Here is a 21,750-nt window from a genome sequence, read left to right as displayed (position 1 = left end):
GCCGGATGATCCTTCGATGACCGGAGGATCGTCGAGCCATGCCCGCTGCTGCCCTGCATGAGACTGCCGATACGCTTGAGGAGGACGAACCGGCCGATGCCGGGGCGTTGCGCGCGGTCGTCGCGGCGCTCGCCGCCGAGGCCTCCGACCTCGGCCTGCACCTCGTCGACATCGCCGGGTCCATCCAGGACACGGCCGCGCAGTCGCGCGAGCATGCCGGCCTCTTCACGCGGCTGACGCAATCGGCAACGGCGATCGCCGGGGCGAACGGCGACATCGCCCGCGCCCTCGGCGAGACCGACCAGCTTGCCGCCAGCGCCCGCACGGTGCTGGGCGAGCAGGCGGCGCGTCTCGACGGTTCCATCGCCGCCATCGACCACATGGTGACCGCCTCCAACGAGATCGGCACGGAGATCTCCGCCTTTTCCGGGGCGCTTGCCGATGTCGGCCGGCTGGCGGACGCCATCGGCACCATCGCGCGCCAGACGAACCTCCTGGCGCTCAACGCCGCCATCGAGGCCGCCCGGGCGGGCGAGGCGGGCAAGGGCTTTGCCGTGGTGGCGGCGGAGGTGCGGGCGCTCTCGCTGGAGACCTCCAACACGACCGCCTCGATCCAGAAGACGCTGCAGGAACTGCGTGCGCGCATCGACCGGCTGGAGGCGGCGGGCGAGGGGGCGCGCGTTTCGGCCGAGGGCGTGAAGGCGACGGCCTCCGGCGTGCAGGGCTCGTTTTCCGGCGTGGAGGCGGTGATGTCGAAGATCCTCGACAGCGCCTCGACGCTGGCCGCGACCACCGGCGCGGTGGACCGCGAATGCAGCGAATTCGCCCGCTCCATCGGCGCGGCCTCGGCGGAGATCATCCGTTCCAGCGAGGTGCTGCAGGGCGCCTCCGGCAAGGTCGGCGAGGTGGTGGCGATCTCCGAGCGCATCATCCAGGCGACGGCGAGCGCCGGCATCGAGACGCCGGACACGCCCTATATCCGCCTCGTGCAGCAGCTTTCCGCAGAAGTCTCCCGCCGGTTTTCGGCGGCGGTGCGTAGCGGCGAGATCGGCCTCGACGCGCTGTTCGACCGGCAGTACCGGCCGGTTTCCGGCACGGACCCGGTGCAGATGACGACGCGCTTTGTCGATTTCACCGACCGCGTGCTGCCGGCGATCCAGGAGCCGGCGGTGGCCGCCGACGACCGCATCGCCTTCTGCGCCGCCGTGGACGAGAACGGCTACCTGCCCACGCACAACCGCAAATTCTCCGAGCCGCAGCGCCCGGGCGATCCGGCCTGGAACACCGCCAACTGCCGCAACCGCCGTATCTTCAACGACCGCGTGGGGCTGGCGGCCGGCCGCAACACCGAGCCCTTCCTCCTCCAGACCTATCGGCGCGACATGGGCGGCGGGCAGTTCGTGCTGATGAAGGACATCTCCGCCCCCATCGTCGTGGACGGCCGGCACTGGGGCGGGCTGAGGCTGGCGATCAGGGTGTAGCGCGCCCATTGCCGGCTTGCGCGCCGGCGTGTATGCCGCCGTGATGCGCCTTCGTACCGATATCTTCGTTTCCGCCCTGATGCGCCGCGTGTTCGCCCGCGGCGATTTCGCGGCCGTGGAGGCGAAAGGGGCGGAGGAGGCGGGGGCGGTGTTCGTGCGGCAGGTGTTCCGCAACGGCACGGAAAGCCTCCATGCGCCGGCCCCGCAGAGCTTCTTCGAGGAGGACGACGACGGCAGGCGGCTTTTCGAGACGCGGCTGGAGCGCGCGGATGCGGATGCGGTCGCCGAGGCCATCGCCCGCGAGCGGCGCTTCGACGGCGATCTCTGGGTGGTCTCCATCGAGGCGGACGATCTCTCCGGGCTCATCGATTTCGCCGGGGCGAAGCCGCAGGACGACGGGTTTTTCCGGCGGTAGGGCTGTTCCGCTGGAAACAGCGCCGTGCTGCGCAGCATGGGAGAAGGCGAACACACAGGCAACGGCCTGTGCTTCACCCTGGAGGAACGCCCGTGTTTATCGTGCTGCCTGCCCTTGCACTGCTGATTTCGGGAATGTTCGTCGCGACCATGCTGGCCGCGCTTCGTGCGGAGCGGAAGGTTCTCTGATGACGGATCAGCCGGCGGCGGCGCGGCGGGTCTCGCCCGGCGCCGCGGTTTCCTCGCCATTGGCAGCCTTCGGCGCGCCGCTGGTATAGCTGTCGGCGCGCTGCCAGCTTTCGACGCGGCGGATCGCGTCTTCGGCGTCGAGCTCCGCAAGCAGCGCCTCCGCGCCGCCGCCGGCAAGGTGCGGATAGATGCATTCCAGCAGGAAGCGGCCGTCGGCCTCCGGCATGGCGAGCGCCAGCAGCGTCTCGGCAAGCTGCCGCCCCGAGACATCGAGAAGGATGCGCTCGGACAGCCATTGGCTGGAGGCGAGGGCGTCGGCGAGCGTGACGGCGATCATGCCGACCTCGCCGGTGCGCGCGAAGCGCACGAGGAGGGCCTGATGGGTCGGCGTCGCCGGTTCCAGGCGGACGGGTGCCTCCACCGGGGGCGTTGCGGCGCGCACGAGGGCGCGCAATTCGTCGCGGATCGCCTCTTCCCGCTCCAGCCGTGCGGCTTCCCGCATGGCGGCCTCGCGCTCCTCGCCGGTGCGGCGGCTCGCCTGATCCTGATGCGTGCCGACCAGCGCCTCGACGACGACGGGGGAAAGATCCTCTCGCCGGCCGATGGCGCGGGCGTGGTCGGGTCCGGCCGCGCGCAGGACGCGCAGCAGCGTCCGGTCGGCGATGGCTTTCGAGCCCATGAGGAAGATGGCGGCGATATCGATCGGCTGGCAGGCGATGAAGAAGGCCGTCTCCTCCGGCACCTGCGGGCACCGCGAGAGCGCGGCGACGGCCTGCCGGCGCGCCTCGTCGCTGGAAGCAGCATAGAGCGGCTCGAAGAGCTCGCCGAACTGGTAGAGGTCGGATTTCCTTGGAAAACGCAGGCTCTCGAAGCTGGAGACCGTGGCCATCAGCACGATGTCCTTCGGCCGCCCGGCTTGCGGTCTCTCCAGTTCGCGAAACCTGTCCGCCACGAAACACCTGTCGTCCCGACCGCCGGCCCCTTGGCGATCCTGTTGTCATTCATGAAAATCAGAGGAAACGCTTGTCTGTCGTTGTGCCGCGCACTCTTTGCAAGTGCCTTGGAACAAAGGGTTTTCTCTAAATTTCGATGCGTCGGCACATTGCATGCCGCCGGTTTCGATCTTAGGGCGTTTATGATTAACGGCGGGTAAAGGGTTCACCGGGGATGTGCGGATTCAATCCAGTGCGACACCTTCGTCGATCAGGTCATAGACCGTGTCCCGTATCTGCCTGAGCAGGGCATCGGACAACTTGCCGACCGGAGGCTCGACGAGGCTGTCCCTGCGGATCGCCTGCACCTTGTCGCACATCGCAAATGAATGCCGCCTGAGGCCGTTTTCTGCGTTCGGGTCGATCCCGATCCTGATCGGCGCACCATGCGAGTCGTTCGAGGTCAGCGGAACCACGATGATGCTGTCCATTCGAATATTGGGGTTCTGCATGATGACCACCGGACGGGGCTTGCCCGTGTAGGCGCCCCGCTCGGTCATCCTGTATATCGCGCCGCGCTCAATCATCCGCGATCCCTACGCCATGAGCCTCGATCCAGCGCATGATGTCCTCTTCATCCTCGCGGTGGCGCCGGATGCGTTCAGCGGCATCGCGCAATTGCTCGTTTCGTACCCGCTTGACATAGAGCAGCAGCGCTTCCCGCATGGCCTCGCTTTGCGTCTGCTGCCTTGTTTCGGCCGCTTGGGTGAAACGATCCTTCAGGTCGTCATCGACCCGGAAATTCATGAGCGATGCCATCCGCGCCTCCATTGTGTAATACAAAATATATTACGCCTTTCCGATAGCGTAGCAAGTCTGGGACGGGGGCCGGCGGTGCGCTCGCCTGTTCCGCAGGAAACGGCCCGTTTCGCACTCTCGGGTTAGATTAACAGCCTGTTAACCCGGTGGTCGCTAGTTTTAGGGACATGGATCGGCTCGTCTGTTGCGACGGACGTGTTATGATTCCACCATGGACGCGGCGGTTCGCTTTCGGGCGCCGTCGCCTCGCAGGGGAAAGGTGCGATGTTCCGGATGCCGGGCGGTCACCAGACACATTCCCGTGAAAGGGAAACTTCTGGTCCCGTATCGCCGTTTCCGCCCGTATGCGGCAGGGTTGACGAGGATACCCGATGCCGCATCCGGTGGACGGAACCGGATGCACCGGCCCGTTGAGACGGGCAGGGTGAGATTGTAAAGGTGCTTCATCCGTCTCGATTCTTCTTTTGGAGGCGAGAATGGCAGACGTGGTACGATTGACGGAATGGCGCGAGCGGATGCCGCGGCGCGGGACGGCACGGCCGGAAAGCCCGGCCCGGATCCTTCTTTTCACGGGCGTGCGCTACGAGCGCCTGACCCCCGCCATGCTCGCCTCGCGCGGCAAGGCGGCAAAGCACGGCGCGCCGGACACCGCCCGCCGGCCCTGACGGGCGACGCTTTTGTCACTGATCCGGCGCGAAGGGCTCGCAGCCGGCATTGGCGAGGAACGCTGTCGCGGCCGGCAGCCGGCTTTCCGTCGGCACGAAGGTGCGCAGCACCGCATAGCCCTCATCCCCCCGCATTTCCACGAGGATCGACTGTTCCAGCTCCTGCGGCACCTGCTTGCGGATGGCGATGAGCTGGATGGGCGTCGCCACCAGCGTATCGAGCGCGCCGGTGACGGAGGTGCGGTCGTTCATGCTGAAGACCTCGTTGGAGGCGCTGTCGTAGACGGCGAGCGACCAGAAGGGCACGTCGCCCTCGGCAAAGAGGCGCACGGGGCCGTCTTCCACGGAGAAGGTGCATACGGCGGTCTTCATCGCCGGATCGTCGTTGACGGGGGCGAGCGTATCGCCGGTATTACCGAGCGCAAAGAAGCGGTTCGCCTCGCCGAGGCTGGAAACGCGCGTATAGGCGTCGCGTCCGGTGAAGCTCGGCAGCGAGAGGATGATGACGATGTGCAGGAGCGCCGCGCCGATGAGGCCGATCGCGATGGCGTAGAGGAAGCTACGCATCGGCGCAATCCAGCCGCTCGATGCCGGGCATGGCAAGGTCGATAACGCCGGAGCTGCCGGCGGTCGGCGTGTCGAGGAGGGTCATGACGAGGAGGAAGGGCGCCTTGCCCTCCGGCACCGCCAGCCAGTTGCCCGCAGACGCGGCGGCGGAGATGCGGATGGTAAAGCTGCTGTCGGCCGCGCGCAGCACGGACCAGGCGTTGAGGCCGGAAGGAAGCCCCTTGCGGATGCCGCCGAGCGGATTGCCGCTGCGGTCTGCCGCATGCAGCGTCCACAGGCGCGCGGGCGGCGTGATGCCGGAAATGCTGTAGCGGCAGTTTTCCACCAGCGTGCGGCCCTCGCTGTCGCTGGCGGCGGTGAAGGCAAGGCCCTCGGCCCCGCCGAGCAGGAGCTTGCCGTCACGCGCGCGGTGGGCCTTGGCGTAAGGGTCCGCATCCACCGTCTGGGCGGCGGGAAAGGCCGTCCACGGCCCGAGCGCGATGGCGCCGAAGCCGACCGTCGCCCTCAGCGCATAGATCGAGCTCAGGATGCCGAGGCCGAAGGCGACGGCGAGCGCGGTGGCGATGACGAGAGGGGTTCGGAACAAGGCGGTCGACCGTTGGAATCAGCGTTGCGTCACTCTGTCCGGTTCGCCGGAGCAAGGTCAAGCGCCCCGTCGAGCGCGGCCACGCGGCCATCGGCCTTGAGGGGCGCCGCCTCCTGGAAATGGCGGGCGATATCCTTCAGCAGCTTCGTGACGTCGGACGAGAGCGAGCGCGGGCGCACGAGCGCCGGCAGGGCGTTCTCGTCGGTCGCCCTGGCGACCTCCTTGGCCTTCGATCCGTCGGGCAGCGGGTTCTCGATGCCGGGGATGGGGCGAAGCTCGATGCCCTGGTGGGCATAGTCCATCAGGCGCTTGAAGGTCATGGCGGGGAGAGACCCGCCGGTCATGTTGTTGGTCGAGGTGTAGTCGTCGTTGCCGTACCAGACGGCGGTCGTGTAGTTGCCGGTGAAGCCGACATACCAGGCGTCGCGGTAGGCCTGCGTCGTGCCCGTCTTGCCGCCCGAGACGATGCCGTGGTCGAGCGCGCCGCGCCGCGCCGTGCCGTTCACGGGGATGGTGACGAAGATGTGGTTCATCGACGAGGTCGCCTCCTCGGAGAGGACCCGCTTTGCCGGCGGCTCGTCGCGGGAAAAATCGTAGAGGATGTCGCCGTCGTAGTCGATGATCTGGCTGATGCCGTGGCGGCGCGACTGCAAGCCGTCCGCCGGGAAGACGCCGTAGGCCGTCGCCTGGTCGAGCACCGTCACCTCCGAGGTGCCGAGCGGCATGGTCTTGTCGGTGCGGATCGGCGTTTCGACGCCCATGGCTTTCGCGAGCGCGGCGATGGGCTTGGTGCCGAGCTTCTCCTTGGCAAGGCGCACCGGCACGGTGTTGATCGATTTCGCCATCGCCGTCATCAGCGTGATGCGGCCGGCATAGCTGCGGCCGTAGTTCTGCGGCGACCAGCCGCCCCAACTGATCGGCGCGTCGACGATGGTGGTCTCGGGCTTCATGCCGGCCTCCATCGCGGCGGCATAGGTATAGGCCTTGAAGGAGGAGCCCGGCTGGCGAAGCGCGCGCGTGGCGCGGTTGAACTGGCTCTCGCCGTAATCGCGTCCGCCGACCATGGCGCGCACGGCCCCGCCGTTCTCCATCATCACCAGCGCGCCCTGCTTGACGCGGTAGCTCTCGCCGTACTGGCGAAGGCCGGTCTCGATGGCCTCCTCGGCGGCGGCCTGCAGGCCCATGTCGATGGTGGTGCGCACGATGAGCGAATGCTGGTGGAAGGGCTTGGCGATGCGCTGCACCTCGTCGAAGGCCCAGTCGAGGAAGAAGTCGGGCGCGGTCTTTTCCGCCCGGTCGACGACGCTGGCGGGGTTGCGCCGCGCGGCGATGACCTGGCCTTCCGTCATCAGCCCGCCCTGCACGAGGTTGGTCAGAACCTCGTTGGCGCGGGCGCGCGCGGCCGGCAGGTTGACATGCGGGGCGTAGCGCGCCGGGGCCTTGAAGAGGCCGGCGAGCATGGCGGATTCGGCAAGGTTCACGTCCGTCACGTTCTTGCCGAAATAGAACTGCGCGGCCGCCGCCACGCCGAAGGTGCCGCCGCCCATATAGGCGCGGTCGAGATAGAGGCGCAGGATCTCCTTCTTGGAAAGGTTCGCCTCCAGCCAGAGGGCGAGGAAGGCTTCCTTGATCTTGCGCTCGATGGTGCGCTCGTTGGACAGGAACAGGTTCTTGGCGAGCTGCTGGGTGAGCGTGGAGCCGCCCTGCACGACGCCGCCGGCCCGCGCGTTCTCGTTCATGGCGCGGGCAAGGCCGAGGAAATCGATGCCGAAATGGCTGAAGAAACGGCGGTCCTCCGTCGCCAGCACCGCCTTGATGAGGCTATCGGGCAACTCGTCGATCGGCACGGAATCCTCGTGGATGATGCCGCGGTGGCCGATCTCGTTGCCGTAGCGATCGAGGAAGGTGACGGCGAAATCGCTCTGGGCGCGCCAGTCGCCCTTGGTTTCCTCGAAGGCGGGAAGAGCGAGCGCGAGCAGGAGGATGAAGCCGGCGGTGCCGAGGTTCATCGCCTCGCCGGCGACCTCGAACACCGCCTTCTTCCAGCCCTTGGCATGGAAGCGGCGGGAGAAGATGGTGATCTCCTCCCAGATCTCGCCCGCGCGGAAACCGGCGTTCCACACCGCCGAATCGATCCAGGAATCGATGCGCAGGAAGATGTGCCGCCGGCGGCGGCGCGGTTTCGTCTTCTCCTGGTCGTCGTCTTCCACGATCGCGGTCTCTTGCTTCTCGTCCCTCGCGCCGTGACACTGACGGCCTGCCGGTTAACGTCCTGTCACCATCGGTTTATTCTAGTACGATATCAGGCTTTTGACGGCAGCAGAACGGATTTTGCGGGGAAGGGTTACCGCCCGCCGCTCTTGACCTTTGCGCCCGAGGGGTCCAGGGGTCGGGCATGACGACGAACGATGCCGCAAAGACGGACGACCTGCCGTTCTGGAAGACCAAGACGCTTGCCGAGATGACCGACGGCGAGTGGGAGAGCCTGTGCGACGGCTGCGGGCTCTGTTGCCTCAACAAGCTGGAGGACTGGGAGACCGGCGAGATCGCCTGGACCTCCATCCGCTGCGTGCTGCTCGACGGGGAAAGCTGTCGCTGCAAGGACTACGAGAACCGGCAGGCGACGGTGCCGGACTGCATCCGCCTCACCGTGGAGAGCGTCGCGGAGATCTCCTGGCTGCCGCCGACCTGCGGCTACCGCCTCATCCGCGACGGCCACGACCTCTACTGGTGGCACCCGCTCGTCTCGGGCGATCCCGACACCGTGCACCAGGCCGGCATCTCCGCCCGCGGCCGCACGGTGAGCGAAGAGGGCATCGATATCGAGGACTACGAGGATTACCTCGTGACCTGGCCGCTGGAAGTGGGCGAGGGGAAATAGGATTTTCATCCTATATCTTCCATGTGAGGATTAAATGTGATACAGGAAATCCATGGAAATCCTCTATGACGACGTGAAGCGGCTCGGCAATATTGAAAAGCACGGCCACGACTTCGCCGTGCTGGAGATGGATTTCTTCGAGGATGCGCTGATCGTTCCCGCCCATTCGGGACGGTGGAAGGCGATCGGCTTCTTTCGCGACGGCACGCTTGTCGTCGTCTTCGCCACGCTCGGCCATGAGGCCGTTTCGCTGATCTCCATGCGGGCGGCAAGCCGGAACGAGAGGAGGCTCTATGAGCACTATCGCAAAACGTCCCCATGACATTTCCGATGCGGAGGAAGATCATATCCGCAAGGGCATTGCCGAGGATCCGGACAGTCCCGAATGGACCGAAGACGATTTTCGCAAGGCAAGGCCCTTCCGCGAGGCATTGCCGGAGCTTGCCGCGGCGATCGATCGCGCGAAGGCCAAGCGCGGACGCCCGGCAATGGATAACCCGAAGCAGCAAATCTCGGTTCGCCTCGACCCCGATATCATCAGGCACTACAAGGCGACCGGCAAAGGCTGGCAGGCGCGCATGAACGACGATCTGCGCAAGGCGGCGGGCCTCTGATAAAAATATAGGAAAATAGTCCTAATTATATACTTGACGTACCACATCGCTCTTTGGTACAAGAATCCAAGGAGATAGCCAATGTACGCACTCGATCACGAAATCTACCACGACGCCAACAAGGCCCGCGAACATCTGGAGGCTATCCACTGGCCGAACGGTCCTATCTGCCCTCATTGCGGCAACTGCGACCAGACAGCCATTACAAAGCTTGCTGGCAAGTCTACCCGCCCCGGCGTCTACAAGTGCAACGCCTGCCGTGATCCCTTTACCGTGACCGTTGGCACCGTGTTCGAGCGCTCCAAAATCGCCTTGAACAAGTGGGTTCTCGCTGCTCACCTCATGGCCGCATCGAAGAAGGGCATTTCGGCTCATCAGCTACACCGCATGCTTGGCGTTACCTACAAGACCGCATGGTTCATGGCGCACCGCATCCGCGAGGCGATGAAGGAGGACGTTAAGTCCTCCGGCCCGCTCGGTGGTGGTGGCAAGACCGTTGAAGCCGACGAAACCTATATCGGCAAGCGCGAGACGCCCCGCAAACTCGCTCGTGGCCGCATCGCCAAGCCCACAAAGGGCGGCAAGTCTGGCGGCGCCGACAAGCGCATTGTCGTCGGCCTCGTAGAGCGCGGCGGCAAGTCCCGCATGTTCCATCTGAACGAAGCCACGCGCGATACCGTCCGCGAAGTCCTCGTTCGCAACGTGTCTCGCGATAGCAATCTCTACACCGATGAAAGCCGTCTCTATACGGTCGTCGGCAAAGAGTTCGAAACGCACAAGACGACTAAGCATTCCGCCAAGGAATATGCCCGTCGTGAAGGCGACGTGGTCATTCACTCAAACACGATTGAAGCCGTTTTCTCGGTATTCAAGCGCGGCATGATCGGCGTCTACCAGCATTGCGGCGAAGCCCATCTTCACCGCTACCTCGCAGAATTTGATTTCCGCCATAACCGCCGTGCGGCTCTGAAAATTTCCGATGCCGAACGCGCCGAACAGCTTCTGGCTGGTGCCCGCGACAAGCGTCTCACCTATCGGCGGATTGGTGAAGCCGCTCACGCCTAAGCAGAAAGCGCGAGCTATTCTCAGAAAACGTAAAAAGCGCTAGCTTATTTGCGGTTGTCGATTCGCCTCAGCCACACCTCTCAGGGTTATGCCTTAAGCCGGGCCACTGCCCGAGAAAGGAGGTGAGAGCGAATGTCCAAGGCAACCAAAATCGGGCGAAGCGCGGTTACGGGGCGCTTCACAACGGTGAAAACCGCAGTGAGGCATCCCCGTACCCACATCGTGGAAACCCGTAAAAAGTAAGCCAGCCTAGCTGTCTTCTTCCGGGCGGTGTTTCTTCGCAGGAGTGCCGCTCGGTTTCGTTTCTACACCGCGATTGCTTTCGCGGGGCTTAACATGCGGTCCAGGCGTGGTTTTCAGCATACGCCGCAAGACCTCATCGCCCTTCTTCTCGTCAATCTGCTTTTCGGAGTTTGGCATGCCTCAACCTCTTAGCAAGTTCATAAAGCCCGGTGAGCCTTGGGCCATGGCTATTGACGCGGAGGAAATCCCGAAAAAGCCAGCGCTCGCCGTACTCATAGCTGAAACCGTAGCCAAAGCGTCAGCCATGGAACACGGTATGGCTATGATACTCGTTCATCTCTTGCATGCCAGCCCAGAACCTGCGTTCGCTATGTTCAGCGAGGTAATGGATGCCGGCAACAAGAGGTCTATGATTTTAGCAGCGGCTAGAGCTGCACTGCCGGCGGAAGACTTTGAGGCGTTCGAGGCAATTTCGTCTGCGTACAGGACGCAAATGGACGTTAGAAACAAATTTGCCCATTGGCTTTGGGGAAGTTGCGACCAAGTAGACGACGCCCTCGTCTTGGTTGACCCACGATACATGCTCAAGCACAGGCGCAACCATCAGCAGGTTTGGAATTCGGACGAAGATTTGAGCGTTGCAGCAGCAGAGCGCCATGAACGACGTATGGCGGCGATGAGCTATGACTTCGACAAAATCTACGTCTACCGGAAAGCTGATTTCGACAACGTACTGAGGGATCTAGACGAGACGATCCAGATGATAAATCTGATCGGATTTATCTTAGATCCGTCTGTCGCGAATTTGGACGAGCGACTTAGAGAGGCTTTTCCTGATCATGAAAGCGGAGCCTCGACAGCACGCCAGACACTATCCAGTCTACGTCTGTTTTCTGAAGCGCTGACCCGTCTACGGAATGCCCGTCAAAAAAGCTGATGATCTCCGTTGCAACTGCGGAGGCAACTGTTTCCTTCGTTAGTTCAACCGCGTTGCTAGTGCCGGCCTGTCGCGACTCATTATCCATTTTGCACCTTGGTACGTCAAGTATATAATTAGGAAAATAGTCCTTGACGGCGTCACGGTCGTCTGGTAGGGTTATGGCATAGTCGGAAAGGTGCGGGCGAAAGGGATCGCCGGGCTTTCCGGAGGCTGGAAGGGGTTGGCGGTTTCCGCCCGCGGCCAGCTTTGAGATAGGTTTTGACAGGCGCTCGGCCCATTGGGTCCGGGCGCTTTTTCGTTTGGGGCTTTGCGATGGATGAGGATCTGGCGCTGTTCGGTGTGGAGCCGCAAGCGGATTATGACGGGTTTCGCGGTTGCGGGGCGGACCTTGCGGGCGGGGCGGCGCTGCTGCTCGATACCAAGGCCGAGGCGCCCTGCGATCCCTTCCTCGACATGCAGGCCATGCTGCTGGAGATGACCAAGGAACTGCGCGAGCGCTTCCAGCGCTTCCAGAGCCAGAAGGCGCTGGCCGAGCGGGATGTCGGCGCGGCCGAGGACGAGGCCGCCCGCAAGCTGGCGCAGACCGACGCCAAGGCCGCCATCGAGGCCGTCTCGCTGATCGTGCGCACGCTGGAGAAGATCGACAGCCTGCAGCGCACGCTGATCGCCGAGCGGGTGGAGGCGGAAGCAGCCGCCGGCCTGCCGGAGGACGAGGCGGCGCTGGCCGAGGAGTTCGACCGGCTCGTCGAGGCGCGGGTGAAGGAGCGGCTGAATGCGGCGAAGGAAGAGTGGCTGCGGGAAGACGGGGCTGGCGGCGATGCTGCCGCCGGTGCGCGCGCCGGACCGTAAGGGGCGGCGGGGCTTGCAGGCGGTTCGCAAGGCATTCGACAAGCAGATGGACAAGATGGCGGCGGGCTTGAGCAAAATCGAAGGCCGGCGGGCCGATTTGCTGGAACGGGCGGATGCGCTGGAGGGCGGACTTTCGCGGCGCGGCAGGGAACCGGATACGTTGCCACGGACGCCCCCGATCTCCCCCCTTGAGGGGGAGATGTCGGCGAAGCCGACAGAGGGGGGTGGCGACGGCGCGGCCGGCGCGGTTCTTTCGGGAGGGCAGGTGGGTGGGATACCCCCCTCTGCCCTGCCGGGCATCTCCCCCTCAAGGGGGGAGATCGGCGGGGGGCGAGGGTTTCCCGCCCATGCTCCTTGTGGCTCCGTTGCGGCGGCTCGGCTTCGTGATGCGCGGCAGTTGCGGCGGTGGCATTTCACCCGCCGGCTCGCGCAGATGCCGCCGCCCGGCGACTGGCGGGTGTGGCTTTTGATGGGCGGGCGCGGGTCGGGCAAGACGCGGGCGGGGGCGGAATGGGTGCAGGCGCTGGCGCTGTCGCGACCGGAGCTGCGCATCGCGCTCGTCGCCGAGACGCTGGGCGATGCGCGCGAGGTGATGATCGACGGCGTTTCCGGCATCTGCCGCATCGCCGGGCGGGCGCGGCCGGAATTCGAGGCCTCGCGCCGCCGGCTCGTCTGGCCGAACGGCTCCATCGCACAGATTTTCTCGTCGGAAGACCCCGAAAGCCTGCGCGGGCCGCAGTTTCACTTCGCCTGGTGCGACGAGCTCGGGAAATGGAAACACGCGCAGGAGACCTGGGACATGCTGCAATTCGGCCTGCGCCTCGGCGAGGACCCGCGCGTGCTGGTGACGACGACGCCGCGGCCGGTGCCGCTTTTGCGGGCGCTGGCCGGCGATGCGCGGACGGCGGTGCGGCGCATCGCGACCTCCGACAATGCCAGCAATCTTTCGCCCGGCTTTATCGCTGCGATGGCAGACCGCTACGGCGGCTCGCGGCTGGGACGGCAGGAGCTGGACGGCGAGCTGATCGCCGACCGTGAGGACGCGCTGTGGAGCCGGCCGCGACTGGAGGCGATCCGCCTGAAGGCGCCGGGGCCGCTCTCGCGCATCGTCGTGGCGGTCGATCCGCCGGCGACGGCATCCGCTGCTTCCGTCTGCGGCATCGTCGTCGCGGGGCTGGACGGCGCGGGGCGTGCGGTGGTGCTGGCCGACTGCTCGGTGACGGGGGCGAGCCCCGCCGGCTGGGCGGGCGCGGTGGTGCGCGCCTTCCGGCGGTTCGACGCCGACCGGGTTGTGGCCGAGGTGAACCAAGGCGGCGACATGGTGACGGCGATGCTGAAAAGCGTGGACGCGGGCCTGCCGGTCTCGACCGTGCGGGCGACGCGCGGAAAATTCCTGCGCGCCGAGCCGGTGGCCGCGCTCTACGAGCAGGGGCGCGTCGCCCATGCCGGCGCCTTCGCCGAGCTGGAGGACCAGATGTGCGATTTCGGCCCGGACGGGCTTTCCGCCGGCCGCTCGCCGGACCGGCTCGACGCGCTCGTCTGGGCGCTGACGGCGCTGGTGCTCGACCGGCTGGGCGAGCCGCGGGTGCGGGGGATCTGACGATGGGCATCGACCGCAGGGCCTTCTTCGGCGCCGTGCGCGGGCCGCTCTACGGCGGGCGTCTGTCGCGCGGGCAGGTGGCCGGCATGACGGCGCTCCTCGACCGCTTCGAGCGGGACGGGAGGACGGCCGACCGGCGCTTCCTCGCCTATATGCTGGCGACGGCCCACCACGAGACGGGCGGGCGGATGCGGCCGGTGCGCGAGACCTTTGCCGCCACCGACGATGCGGCCATCGCGCGGCTCGACGCGGCCTTTGCGGCGGGGCGCCTGCCGCAGGTCTCCGCGCCCTACTGGCGGCGCGACGAGACGGGCCATAGCTGGCTCGGGCGCGGGCTGGTGCAGATCACGCATCGGCGGAATTATGAAAAGCTGGCGGCGCTGACGGGGCTCGACCTCGTCGCGCGGCCGGAGCTGGCGATGGAGACGGGGCCGGCGGTGGAGATCCTGTTCGCCGGAATGCTGGCGGGGGCCTTTACCGGGCGGCGGCTGGCGGAACATTTTTTTGTAGGCGAGGCCGACTGGGTCGGCGCGCGGCGGATCGTCAACGGGCTGGACCGGGCGAAGCTGGTCGCGGGATACGGGCGGGCGTTTTTTGTGGCGCTCGGCGGGTAGGGGCGTGCCGTGTTGGTGGATCCTCGGGTCAAGCCCGAGGATGACGGAAGACGAGAAGGATGGCGGATAGTCACAACGGTTCCGCATGATGCCGTGCCGCTCGATGGACGGGTGATCTTTCCTCCCCTCCGTCATCCTCGGGCTTGACCCGAGGATCCACCCACCCGGCACGACGCTTCAATCAATTCACACGATCGAGGACTATCATGAAGCTACCTTCCTTCCTCACGCGCCGCCGCAGGGCGGCGGAGACCAAAGCGTCGGGCTTCTTCACGCTGACGGGCGAGGGGCGGGCGCACTGGTCGAGCCGGTCCTATGCCTCGCTGTCGCGCGAGGGGTTCATGAAGAACCCGGTCGCGCACCGGGCGGTGCGGATGATCGCGGAGGCGGCGGCCTCGGTGCCCTGGCTTGCCTATGAGGGCGAGGCGGAGCGGCCGGAGGATCCGCGCCTTGCACTGCTTGCCCGCCCGAACGGGCGCATGGCGGGCACGGATTTCTTCGAGACGCTCTACGGGCACCTGCTTCTTTCCGGCAACGCCTTCGTCGAGGGCGTGCGGCTCGGTGGGGAGCTCCGCGAGCTGCACCTCCTGCGGCCCGACCGGGTGCAGATCGTCGAGGGGCGGGACGGGTGGCCGGTCGCCTATGAATACCGCACGGGCACGAATGTGCGCCGGCATGCGGCGGGCGAGGGGGAGGCGATCCTGCATCTGCGGCTCTTCCATCCGCTCGACGACCAGATGGGCTTCGCGCCGCTGGAGGCGGCCTCCATGGCGCTCGACCTCTCCAATGCCGCGGCCGTCTGGAACAAGGCGCTGCTCGACAATTCGGCGCGGCCTTCCGGCGCGCTGGTCTACCAGCCGAAGGAGGGCGGTAACCTTTCGCCCGACCAGTACGACCGGCTGAAGGGCGAGCTGGAGGAGGGCTATTCGGGCGCCGCGCGTGCCGGAAGACCGATGCTGCTGGAAGGCGGGCTCGACTGGAAGGCGATGGGGCTTTCGCCCCGCGAGATGGATTTCGTGGAAGCGAAGAACGGCGCGGCGCGCGACATCGCGCTCGCTTTCGGCGTGCCGCCCATGCTGATCGGCATTCCGGGGGACGCGACCTATGCCAATTACCAGGAGGCCAACCGGGCGTTCTGGCGGCTGACGGTGCTGCCGCTGGTGCAGCGCACGGCGGCGTCTTTCGCGGCATGGCTGGACGGGGAGGGCGCGGGGCTGCGGCTGGTGCCGGACCTCGACCAGGTGAGCGGGCTTGTCGCCGAGCGCTCGGAGCTCTGGACGCGGGTGGCGGCGGCGGGGTTTTTGACGGACGAGGAAAAGCGGCGGGCGGTGGGGTATTGAGGGAGTGGGGCGGGTGTGGCTTTCACCCCCCTCTGCCCTGCCGGGCATCTCCCCCACAAGGGGGGAGATTGGCAAGACGCCTGCTCTTTGTTCCTCTTTTGATGGGAAGGAAGCCAGCTCTCCATCCAATCTCCCTCCTTGTGGGGGAGATGCCCGGCAGGGCAGAGGGGGGTGTCGTTGGGGCGCTGCCCCTCATCCCGCTGCCGCGACCTTCTCCAGGCGGGGCGAAGGGGTATGCCGGGCTGGTTTCCTCAAACAATGAACTTTGGTGGGGCAGGTCCCCTCTCCCCCCGCTTGCGGGGAGAGGGTTAGGGTGAGGGGCGATTTCTGTAGGAAATCAGGCGATTGGCTCTGCCACCTGAATCACTTTGCCGTCCCGCGGACTCTTCGCCTGAACGCGTTGAATCGAAATTCGAGGAAATCTTCGCAAGGGATTCGGAAGACTCGTGAATTTTCGCTGCCCGACTCCGCGTGAGGGGGCAGGTTTGCGGTCCGTGCGGCCGCTTCTTGCTGTTTTTCATAATAATCCGAAAGGCTTAACAATGGCTGACTTCGGCAATGACGGCGGGCTTTGGACGGCCCGGTTCATCGGGGCGTCCGCGGGGGCGGCGGTCTCGCTCATCTATCTTCTGCCCAAGACGCGCCGCGAGGCGGGGTGCCGGTTCTTCACGGGGCTGGCCTGCGGGCTCGTCTTCGGCGGGCCGGCGGGGCTGTGGATCGGCGTCAGGCTCGGCATCGCCGCCTATCTCGGGCCCTCGGAAATGCTGCTGGCGGGATCGGCGGCGGCGAGCCTTTCGGCCTGGTGGGGGCTCGGCGTGCTGGCGCGGCTTGCCGAACGGCTGCGGGAATAGCAGCCGCTTCCGCGCGCTTTCAATCACATCATCGGAGAGACCAATGACAACCGACGACCTGCCGGTCTGGCGGACGAAGAAATATGCCGATCTGACGCTTGCGGGCGTTTCCGGCGACGGGGTGTTTTCCGGCTATGCGAGCCTCTTCGGCGAGGTGGACCTCGGCAAGGACGCGATTGCGCCCGGGGCCTTCGTGCGCTCGCTGGAAAAGCGCGGACCCTCCGGCGTGCGCATGCTCTTCCAGCACGATCCGGCCGAGCCCATCGGGCGCTGGCGGACGATCCGCGAGGATGCGCGCGGGCTCTATGTCGAGGGCGTGCTGTCGCCGGGCGTGGCGCGGGCGCGCGAGGTGCTGAGCCTCATGAAATCCGGCGCGCTCGACGGGCTTTCCATCGGCTTCCAGACGGTGCGTTCGCGGACGGAGCGGGCAAGCGGCGTGCGCCGGATTCTCGAGGCCGACCTCTGGGAGATCTCGATCGTCACCTTCCCGATGCTGCCTTCGGCGCGGGTGTCGAACGTGAAGAATGCGCGGTGGTTCCGCGACAGGGAAACGGAGCTCGTGCGCACCATGCGCCGGGCGGCCCGGATGATGAAACGCTAACGGAGAGAACGCATGAGCGATTTGCAGAAGACCGCGCCGGAGACCAAGGCCGTGCCGGAAACCATGACCGCCGCCTTCGACGATTTCATGGAGGCCTTCGAGGCCTTCAAGGAGACGAACGACCGGCGGCTCGGCGAGATCGAGCAGAAGCTGACGGCCGACGTCGTGACGCGCGAGAAGGTGGACCGCATCAACCGCGCCATGGACGAGCACAAGCGCGCGCTCGACCAGCTCGCGCTGAAGAGGGCGCGCCCGGCACTCGGCGGCGAGACGAGCTTCGAGACGGCCGAGCACAAGGCGGCCTTCTCCGCCTATATGCGCCGCGGCGACGACAGCGCGCTGCGGGCGCTGGAGGAGAAGGCGATGTCCGTCGGATCGGCGGCGGACGGCGGCTATCTCGTGCCGCCCGGGACGGATACCGATATCGGCCGCAGGCTTTCCGCCGCCTCGCCGATCCGTGCGCTGGCGACCGTGCGCCAGGTCTCCGGCGCGGTGCTGAAGAAGCCCTTCGCGACCTCCGGCATGGCTGCCGGCTGGGTGGCGGAGACGGCATCCCGCCCGCAGACCGGCAATGCTCAGCTTGCCGAACTCTCCTTCCCGACCATGGAGCTCTACGCCATGCCGGCGGCGACGCCGGCGCTGCTCGACGACGCGGCGGTGGACGTGGAAAGCTGGATCGCCTCGGAGGTCGACATGGTCTTCGCCGAGCAGGAGGGGACTGCCTTCGTCTCCGGCGACGGCACCAACAAGCCGGCGGGCTTCCTCAGCTACACGGCCGTCGCCGATGCGAGCTGGAGCTGGGGCAATCTCGGCTATGTCGCCACCGGCGCGGCGGGCGGCTTCAAGGCCTCCAACCCCTCCGACGCGCTGATCGACACGATCTACGCGCTGAAGGCCGGGCACCGGCAGAACGCCACCTTCGTGATGAACCGCAAGACGCAAGGAGCGATCCGCAAGTTCAAGGATGCGGACGGCAACTATCTCTGGCGCCCGCCGGCTGCCGCCGGGCAGGCCGCCTCGCTGATGGGCTTTGCCATCGCGGAGGCGGAGGACATGCCGGACATCGCCGCCGACAGCTTCTCCATCGCCTTCGGCGATTTTCGCGCCGGCTATCTCGTCGTCGACCGCACGGGCGTGCGCGTGCTGCGCGATCCCTATTCCGCCAAGCCCTATGTGCTGTTCTACACCACCAAGCGCGTCGGCGGCGGGGTGCAGAATTTCGAGGCGATCAAGCTGGTGAAGTTCGCCGCGAGCTGATGCCGATCTTCTCCCTCTCCCCGCTTGCGGGGAGAGGGCCGGGGTGAGGGGTTATCCTGCGGCGTCGGCCGTGCCGGTTGCCCCTCATCCGCCTGCCGGCATCTTCTCCCCGCAAGCGGGGCGAAGGGACTGCGCGGCTCTGTTTTCCTCCTTCGGATTCCCCTACGCACCGGCGGCTCCCTGCGGCCGGTGCCGCGGGCGCGGTTTGCCTCCCGGCCGCGCCCGCATCCCTTCTTCAGCGAAAAGGCCGATCATGACCATTGCCGAACTGTTGCCGCCCGCGGCGGAGCCGATCACGCTTGCCGAGGCGAAGGCGCATCTGCGCCTCGATACGGACGAGGAGGATGCGCTGGTCTCAGCGCTTATCCGCGCCGCGCGCGAGTACCTGGAGGCCACGACGGGGCTCTGCCTCATTGCGCGGCCGCTGCGCCTCTATCTCGACGACTGGCCGGAGGGGCGGGTGATTCAGATCGTAAGAGGGCCGGTGCAAACCATTGATCTGGTGACGGTTTACGACGCCGAGGGCGCGCCGGTCGAGGTGGATGCCAGCGGCCATGTGCTCGACGGGGCGGCGCGGCCGGCCCGGCTGGTCCTTGCGGAAAAGCCTGCGACCGAACGGGCGCTGAACGGCGTCGAGATCGATTTCACCGCCGGTTTCGGCGAGACGGGCGCGGAGGTGCCGGACATGCTGAAACGGGCGCTGCTGCTGCATGTCGCTGCCATGTTCGAGCTGCGCGGCGCGGTCGCGCCCGGCGACCAGCCGGGGGCGGTGCCCGCCGGCTACGACCGGCTGGTCGCACCCTACCGGATGCGGAGGCTGTGATGCGGGTGATCGATCCCGGCGCGCTTGCCGCGCGGCTGGTGCTGGAGCGGCCGGAGGAGACGCCGGACGGGCAGGGCGGGGTGGAGCGGAGCTTTGCCGCGCTCGCGACGGTCTGGGGACGCATCGAGCCGGTTTCGGCGCGTGCCGCAGAGGTGGCGGGAACGCTGCCGGTGACGGTGACGCACCGCATCTGGCTGCGCCATCGCGCCGACCTTGCGGGCGGCATGCGCTTTCGCAAGGGCGCGCGGATTTTCACAGTTCTTACCTTTCGCGACCCGGACGAGACGGGGCGTTACCTCGTCTGCGACTGCGAGGAGGCAAAGCCATGAGCGCGGCATCGGCCCTGCAGAAGGCGATCTTCGCCCGGCTTTCGGGCGACGCGGCGCTGGCGGCCCTCGTCGGCGCGAACGGGATCACGGACCGGCGGATCGACGCACCGGCTTCGCCGCTGGTGGTGATCGCCGGCATCGACAGCACCGACCATTCGACCGCCAGCGAGGCGGGCGAGGCGCATTCCGTGACGCTGGAGGTCTGGTCCGGCGCGGGCGGGCACCGCGAGGCGCAGGCGATCGCCGCCCTGGTGCGGGACGCACTGCACGACGCGCCGCTCATTCTCGACGGACATTCTCTCGTGCTGCTCCTCCACCGCGACACGCGGCTGCGGCGCGCGGAAAAATCTCGCTTCCACCGGGCGGAAATGCGTTTGCGCGCGGTGACGGAACCGGAAAGCTGAACCACGGTTTTTAGGAAAGGACCCTGGCAATGACGGCACAGAAGGGGCGGGACCTCCTGCTCAAGATCGACAACGGCGCGGGCTTCGTCACCGCGGCGGGGCTGCGCTCCAAGCGCCTCGCCTTCAATGCCCAGCTCGTCGACGTGACGGATGCGGAATCGGCCGGGCGCTGGCGCGAATTGCTCGGCGGGGCCGGCGTGCAGCGCGCCAGCGTCTCCGGCAGCGGCATCTTCAAGGACCAGGCGTCCGACGCGCTGGTGCGCTCGCTGTTCTTCGCCGGCACCATTGCCGGCTGGCAGGTCGTCATCCCGGATTTCGGCACGGTCGCCGGCCCTTTCCAGATCGCCGCGCTCGAATATTCCGGCGCGCATGACGGCGAGGTGGCCTTCGAGATCGCGCTGGAATCGGCCGGGGCTCTCTCCTTCGAGGCGCTGTGATGGGCGCGCGGGCGAACCGCCATCGCGGCGAGATCGAGGCCCATCTCGACGGACAAATGAGAGTGCTGTGCCTGACGCTCGGCGCGCTCGCCGAGCTGGAGACGGCTTTCGCGGTCGACAGCCTGACGGGGCTGGCGGAGAGGTTTTCCTCCGGCAGGCTGAGGGCGGACGACCTCATCCGCATCATCGGCGCGGGGCTGCGCGGGGCGGGCAACCTTTTCTCCGACGAGGACGTGGCGGGCATGGCGGTGGCGGACGGGCTCGCGGGCTTCGCGCGCATCGCCGCCGAACTGCTGCACGCGACCTTCGGGCCGGGCGGGGAGGCGGCTTCGCCGCGCCCTTGAGCGCCGCATCCGGCACGCCCGATGAGGCGCCGGCCTTCCCCTGGGAGGCGGCGCTTCATGCCGGGCTCTGCCGCATGCGGCTTTCCGCGAAGGATTTCTGGGCGATGACGCCGCGCGAGCTCGGCTTTGCGCTCGGGCTGCTGCGGCCCTCGCCGGCGGTGCCGGGGCGGGCGGCGCTTGCCGCGCTGATGCTGGCCTTTCCCGACGGGACGGAGTGAACCATGGCGAATTCCGATGACGAGACCTCCCCGGGCGCCCTTGCCGGGGCGCGGGAGGAGGCGGAGGCGCTTTCGGACGTCTTCGACGACCTTGAGGCGAGCTCGCGCTCCTTCGGCCATGCGCTGACCGGCGCGCTGAAGGGCGCGGTGGTGGACGGCAAGGGGCTGGAAAGCGTGCTGCGCGGGCTTGCGCTGCGCATGAGCGACATCGCGCTCTCCGCCGGGCTGAAGCCGCTGGAGGGGCTGCTTTCCTCCGGCATTTCCAGCGTTCTCGGCGGCGTGACGCCGTTTGCCAAGGGCGGGGTGGTCTCCGCGCCGACCTATTTCGGCAGCGCCGGCGGGCTCGGCCTGATGGGCGAGGCGGGGGCGGAGGCGATCCTGCCGCTGAAGCGCGGGCCGGACGGGGCGTTGGGCGTCGCGGCGGGCGGCAGCGGCGGCGGGGCGCAGATCGTCTTCAACGTGACGGCGCAGGACGCGGCGAGCTTCCGCAAGTCGGAAGGCCAGATCGCCGCCATGCTGACCCGCGCGGTGGGGCGTGGGCAGCGGAGTTTGTGAGGGGCCGTGTGGTGATTGCCCCTCATCCGCCTGCCGGCACCTTTGTAACTTCCCTTTGCCCGGGATTGGCGCTGTATTGCCGATTGCGGTGGCGGATGAGAGACCGCAGCACCTTTGGGACACCAAGCCCGT

General features: G+C 66.8%; 28 protein-coding genes. 22 read left to right on the top strand and 6 right to left on the bottom strand.

Translation table 11 applies throughout. The features are described from left to right. Positions 1-38 precede the first annotated feature (38 nt). Positions 39-1,481: a methyl-accepting chemotaxis protein gene (locus tag HNQ66_RS19730; protein WP_184145895.1), complete on the top strand. Its 1,443-nt coding sequence runs from the start codon at positions 39-41 to the stop codon at positions 1,479-1,481. A gap of 43 nt (positions 1,482-1,524) precedes the next feature. Further along, the gene (locus HNQ66_RS19725; protein WP_184145894.1) at positions 1,525-1,896 is read left to right on the top strand and encodes a DUF1491 family protein; all 372 of its coding nucleotides are present in this window, start codon (positions 1,525-1,527) and stop codon (positions 1,894-1,896) included. Between the two features lie 195 nt (positions 1,897-2,091). Here HNQ66_RS19725 and HNQ66_RS19720 read toward each other — a convergent pair whose 3' ends face one another. The 3 genes from HNQ66_RS19720 to HNQ66_RS19710 form a co-directional block, all read right to left on the bottom strand. Further along, on the bottom strand, positions 2,092-3,036 hold the full coding sequence (locus HNQ66_RS19720; RefSeq protein ID WP_343059571.1) for a hypothetical protein: 945 nt from the start codon (positions 3,034-3,036) through the stop codon (positions 2,092-2,094). Between the two features lie 225 nt (positions 3,037-3,261). Next, positions 3,262-3,603 carry a type II toxin-antitoxin system PemK/MazF family toxin gene (locus HNQ66_RS19715; RefSeq protein WP_184145893.1) on the bottom strand — a complete coding sequence of 114 codons (342 nt, stop codon included), beginning with the start codon at positions 3,601-3,603 and terminating at the stop codon, positions 3,262-3,264. Next, the gene (locus HNQ66_RS19710) at positions 3,596-3,835 is read right to left on the bottom strand and encodes a ribbon-helix-helix protein, CopG family (RefSeq protein WP_184145892.1); all 240 of its coding nucleotides are present in this window, start codon (positions 3,833-3,835) and stop codon (positions 3,596-3,598) included. The genes HNQ66_RS19715 and HNQ66_RS19710 overlap by 8 nt, the downstream gene beginning before the upstream one ends. 476 nt (positions 3,836-4,311) lie before the next feature. Here HNQ66_RS19710 and HNQ66_RS19705 point away from each other — a divergent pair, with 476 nt between their 5' ends. Next, positions 4,312-4,500, top strand: coding sequence for a hypothetical protein (locus HNQ66_RS19705; RefSeq protein WP_184145976.1), 189 nt, complete (start codon positions 4,312-4,314; stop codon positions 4,498-4,500). Between the two features lie 15 nt (positions 4,501-4,515). Here the strand turns inward: HNQ66_RS19705 and HNQ66_RS19700 are convergent, their stop codons facing one another. From HNQ66_RS19700 to HNQ66_RS19690, 3 genes are read right to left on the bottom strand one after another with little or no spacing between them, the layout of a single operon-like run. Continuing rightward, on the bottom strand, positions 4,516-5,067 hold the full coding sequence (locus HNQ66_RS19700) for a DUF1254 domain-containing protein (protein ID WP_184145891.1): 552 nt from the start codon (positions 5,065-5,067) through the stop codon (positions 4,516-4,518). Then, the gene (locus HNQ66_RS19695) at positions 5,060-5,653 is read right to left on the bottom strand and encodes a DUF1214 domain-containing protein (RefSeq protein WP_184145890.1); all 594 of its coding nucleotides are present in this window, start codon (positions 5,651-5,653) and stop codon (positions 5,060-5,062) included. Before HNQ66_RS19695 ends, HNQ66_RS19700 begins: the two co-directional genes overlap by 8 nt. Positions 5,654-5,682: 29 nt before the next feature. Then, complete coding sequence (locus HNQ66_RS19690; RefSeq protein WP_184145889.1) at positions 5,683-7,863, bottom strand: PBP1A family penicillin-binding protein; 2,181 nt, start codon at positions 7,861-7,863, stop codon at positions 5,683-5,685. 185 nt (positions 7,864-8,048) lie between these two features. Between HNQ66_RS19690 and HNQ66_RS19685 the strand changes: the two genes are divergently transcribed. The 19 genes from HNQ66_RS19685 to HNQ66_RS19595 all read left to right on the top strand — a co-directional run bounded on the left by HNQ66_RS19685 (position 8,049) and on the right by HNQ66_RS19595 (position 21,618). After that, positions 8,049-8,534, top strand: coding sequence for a YcgN family cysteine cluster protein (locus HNQ66_RS19685; RefSeq protein WP_184145888.1), 486 nt, complete (start codon positions 8,049-8,051; stop codon positions 8,532-8,534). 52 nt (positions 8,535-8,586) lie between these two features. Further along, positions 8,587-8,856 (top strand): BrnT family toxin, encoded by a 270-nt coding sequence (locus tag HNQ66_RS19680; RefSeq protein WP_184145887.1) that lies wholly within the window; start codon positions 8,587-8,589, stop codon positions 8,854-8,856. Then, complete coding sequence (locus tag HNQ66_RS19675) at positions 8,828-9,148, top strand: BrnA antitoxin family protein (protein WP_184145886.1); 321 nt, start codon at positions 8,828-8,830, stop codon at positions 9,146-9,148. Before HNQ66_RS19680 ends, HNQ66_RS19675 begins: the two co-directional genes overlap by 29 nt. A gap of 81 nt (positions 9,149-9,229) precedes the next feature. Then, on the top strand, positions 9,230-10,213 hold the full coding sequence (locus HNQ66_RS19670; protein WP_184145885.1) for an IS1595 family transposase: 984 nt from the start codon (positions 9,230-9,232) through the stop codon (positions 10,211-10,213). Between the two features lie 418 nt (positions 10,214-10,631). Further along, positions 10,632-11,393, top strand: a complete 762-nt coding sequence (locus HNQ66_RS19665) for a hypothetical protein (protein ID WP_184145884.1) — start codon at positions 10,632-10,634, stop codon at positions 11,391-11,393. 315 nt (positions 11,394-11,708) lie between these two features. Continuing rightward, positions 11,709-12,245 carry a hypothetical protein gene (locus HNQ66_RS19660; protein ID WP_184145883.1) on the top strand — a complete coding sequence of 179 codons (537 nt, stop codon included), beginning with the start codon at positions 11,709-11,711 and terminating at the stop codon, positions 12,243-12,245. Between the two features lie 397 nt (positions 12,246-12,642). Further along, on the top strand, positions 12,643-13,845 hold the full coding sequence (locus HNQ66_RS19655) for a DNA-packaging protein (protein WP_380780583.1): 1,203 nt from the start codon (positions 12,643-12,645) through the stop codon (positions 13,843-13,845). Positions 13,846-13,847: 2 nt separating this feature from the next. Further along, positions 13,848-14,459, top strand: coding sequence for a glycoside hydrolase family 19 protein (locus HNQ66_RS19650; RefSeq protein WP_184145882.1), 612 nt, complete (start codon positions 13,848-13,850; stop codon positions 14,457-14,459). 206 nt (positions 14,460-14,665) lie between these two features. Beyond that, positions 14,666-15,799: a phage portal protein gene (locus HNQ66_RS19645; protein ID WP_184145881.1), complete on the top strand. Its 1,134-nt coding sequence runs from the start codon at positions 14,666-14,668 to the stop codon at positions 15,797-15,799. A gap of 542 nt (positions 15,800-16,341) precedes the next feature. Further along, on the top strand, positions 16,342-16,650 hold the full coding sequence (locus HNQ66_RS19640; protein ID WP_184145880.1) for a DUF6107 family protein: 309 nt from the start codon (positions 16,342-16,344) through the stop codon (positions 16,648-16,650). Positions 16,651-16,693: 43 nt separating this feature from the next. After that, entirely contained in the window at positions 16,694-17,251 is a 558-nt protein-coding gene (locus HNQ66_RS19635; protein ID WP_184145879.1) for an HK97 family phage prohead protease, read from the top strand. Between the two features lie 12 nt (positions 17,252-17,263). Further along, on the top strand, positions 17,264-18,508 hold the full coding sequence (locus tag HNQ66_RS19630) for a phage major capsid protein (RefSeq protein WP_184145878.1): 1,245 nt from the start codon (positions 17,264-17,266) through the stop codon (positions 18,506-18,508). A 253-nt stretch (positions 18,509-18,761) separates the two neighbouring features. Further along, the gene (locus HNQ66_RS19625; RefSeq protein WP_184145877.1) at positions 18,762-19,331 is read left to right on the top strand and encodes a head-tail connector protein; all 570 of its coding nucleotides are present in this window, start codon (positions 18,762-18,764) and stop codon (positions 19,329-19,331) included. Then, a complete protein-coding gene (locus HNQ66_RS19620) occupies positions 19,331-19,660 on the top strand; it encodes a phage head closure protein (RefSeq protein WP_184145876.1) in 330 nt (109 codons plus the stop codon). Before HNQ66_RS19625 ends, HNQ66_RS19620 begins: the two co-directional genes overlap by 1 nt. Beyond that, positions 19,657-20,064 carry a DUF3168 domain-containing protein gene (locus tag HNQ66_RS19615; RefSeq protein WP_184145875.1) on the top strand — a complete coding sequence of 136 codons (408 nt, stop codon included), beginning with the start codon at positions 19,657-19,659 and terminating at the stop codon, positions 20,062-20,064. Before HNQ66_RS19620 ends, HNQ66_RS19615 begins: the two co-directional genes overlap by 4 nt. A gap of 29 nt (positions 20,065-20,093) precedes the next feature. After that, positions 20,094-20,501, top strand: a complete 408-nt coding sequence (locus tag HNQ66_RS19610; RefSeq protein ID WP_184145874.1) for a phage major tail protein, TP901-1 family — start codon at positions 20,094-20,096, stop codon at positions 20,499-20,501. Continuing rightward, positions 20,501-20,845, top strand: a complete 345-nt coding sequence (locus tag HNQ66_RS19605; RefSeq protein ID WP_184145873.1) for a gene transfer agent family protein — start codon at positions 20,501-20,503, stop codon at positions 20,843-20,845. Before HNQ66_RS19610 ends, HNQ66_RS19605 begins: the two co-directional genes overlap by 1 nt. After that, on the top strand, positions 20,842-21,063 hold the full coding sequence (locus HNQ66_RS19600) for a rcc01693 family protein (RefSeq protein WP_184145872.1): 222 nt from the start codon (positions 20,842-20,844) through the stop codon (positions 21,061-21,063). Before HNQ66_RS19605 ends, HNQ66_RS19600 begins: the two co-directional genes overlap by 4 nt. Positions 21,064-21,066: 3 nt before the next feature. Continuing rightward, positions 21,067-21,618 (top strand): phage tail tape measure protein, encoded by a 552-nt coding sequence (locus HNQ66_RS19595; RefSeq protein WP_184145871.1) that lies wholly within the window; start codon positions 21,067-21,069, stop codon positions 21,616-21,618. Positions 21,619-21,750: the final 132 nt, after the last annotated feature.

This window comes from Shinella fusca, from assembly GCF_014203155.1.
Classification (GTDB): Bacteria; Pseudomonadota; Alphaproteobacteria; order Rhizobiales; family Rhizobiaceae; genus Shinella; species Shinella fusca.
This window is presented reverse-complemented; position numbering and strand designations above follow the sequence as displayed.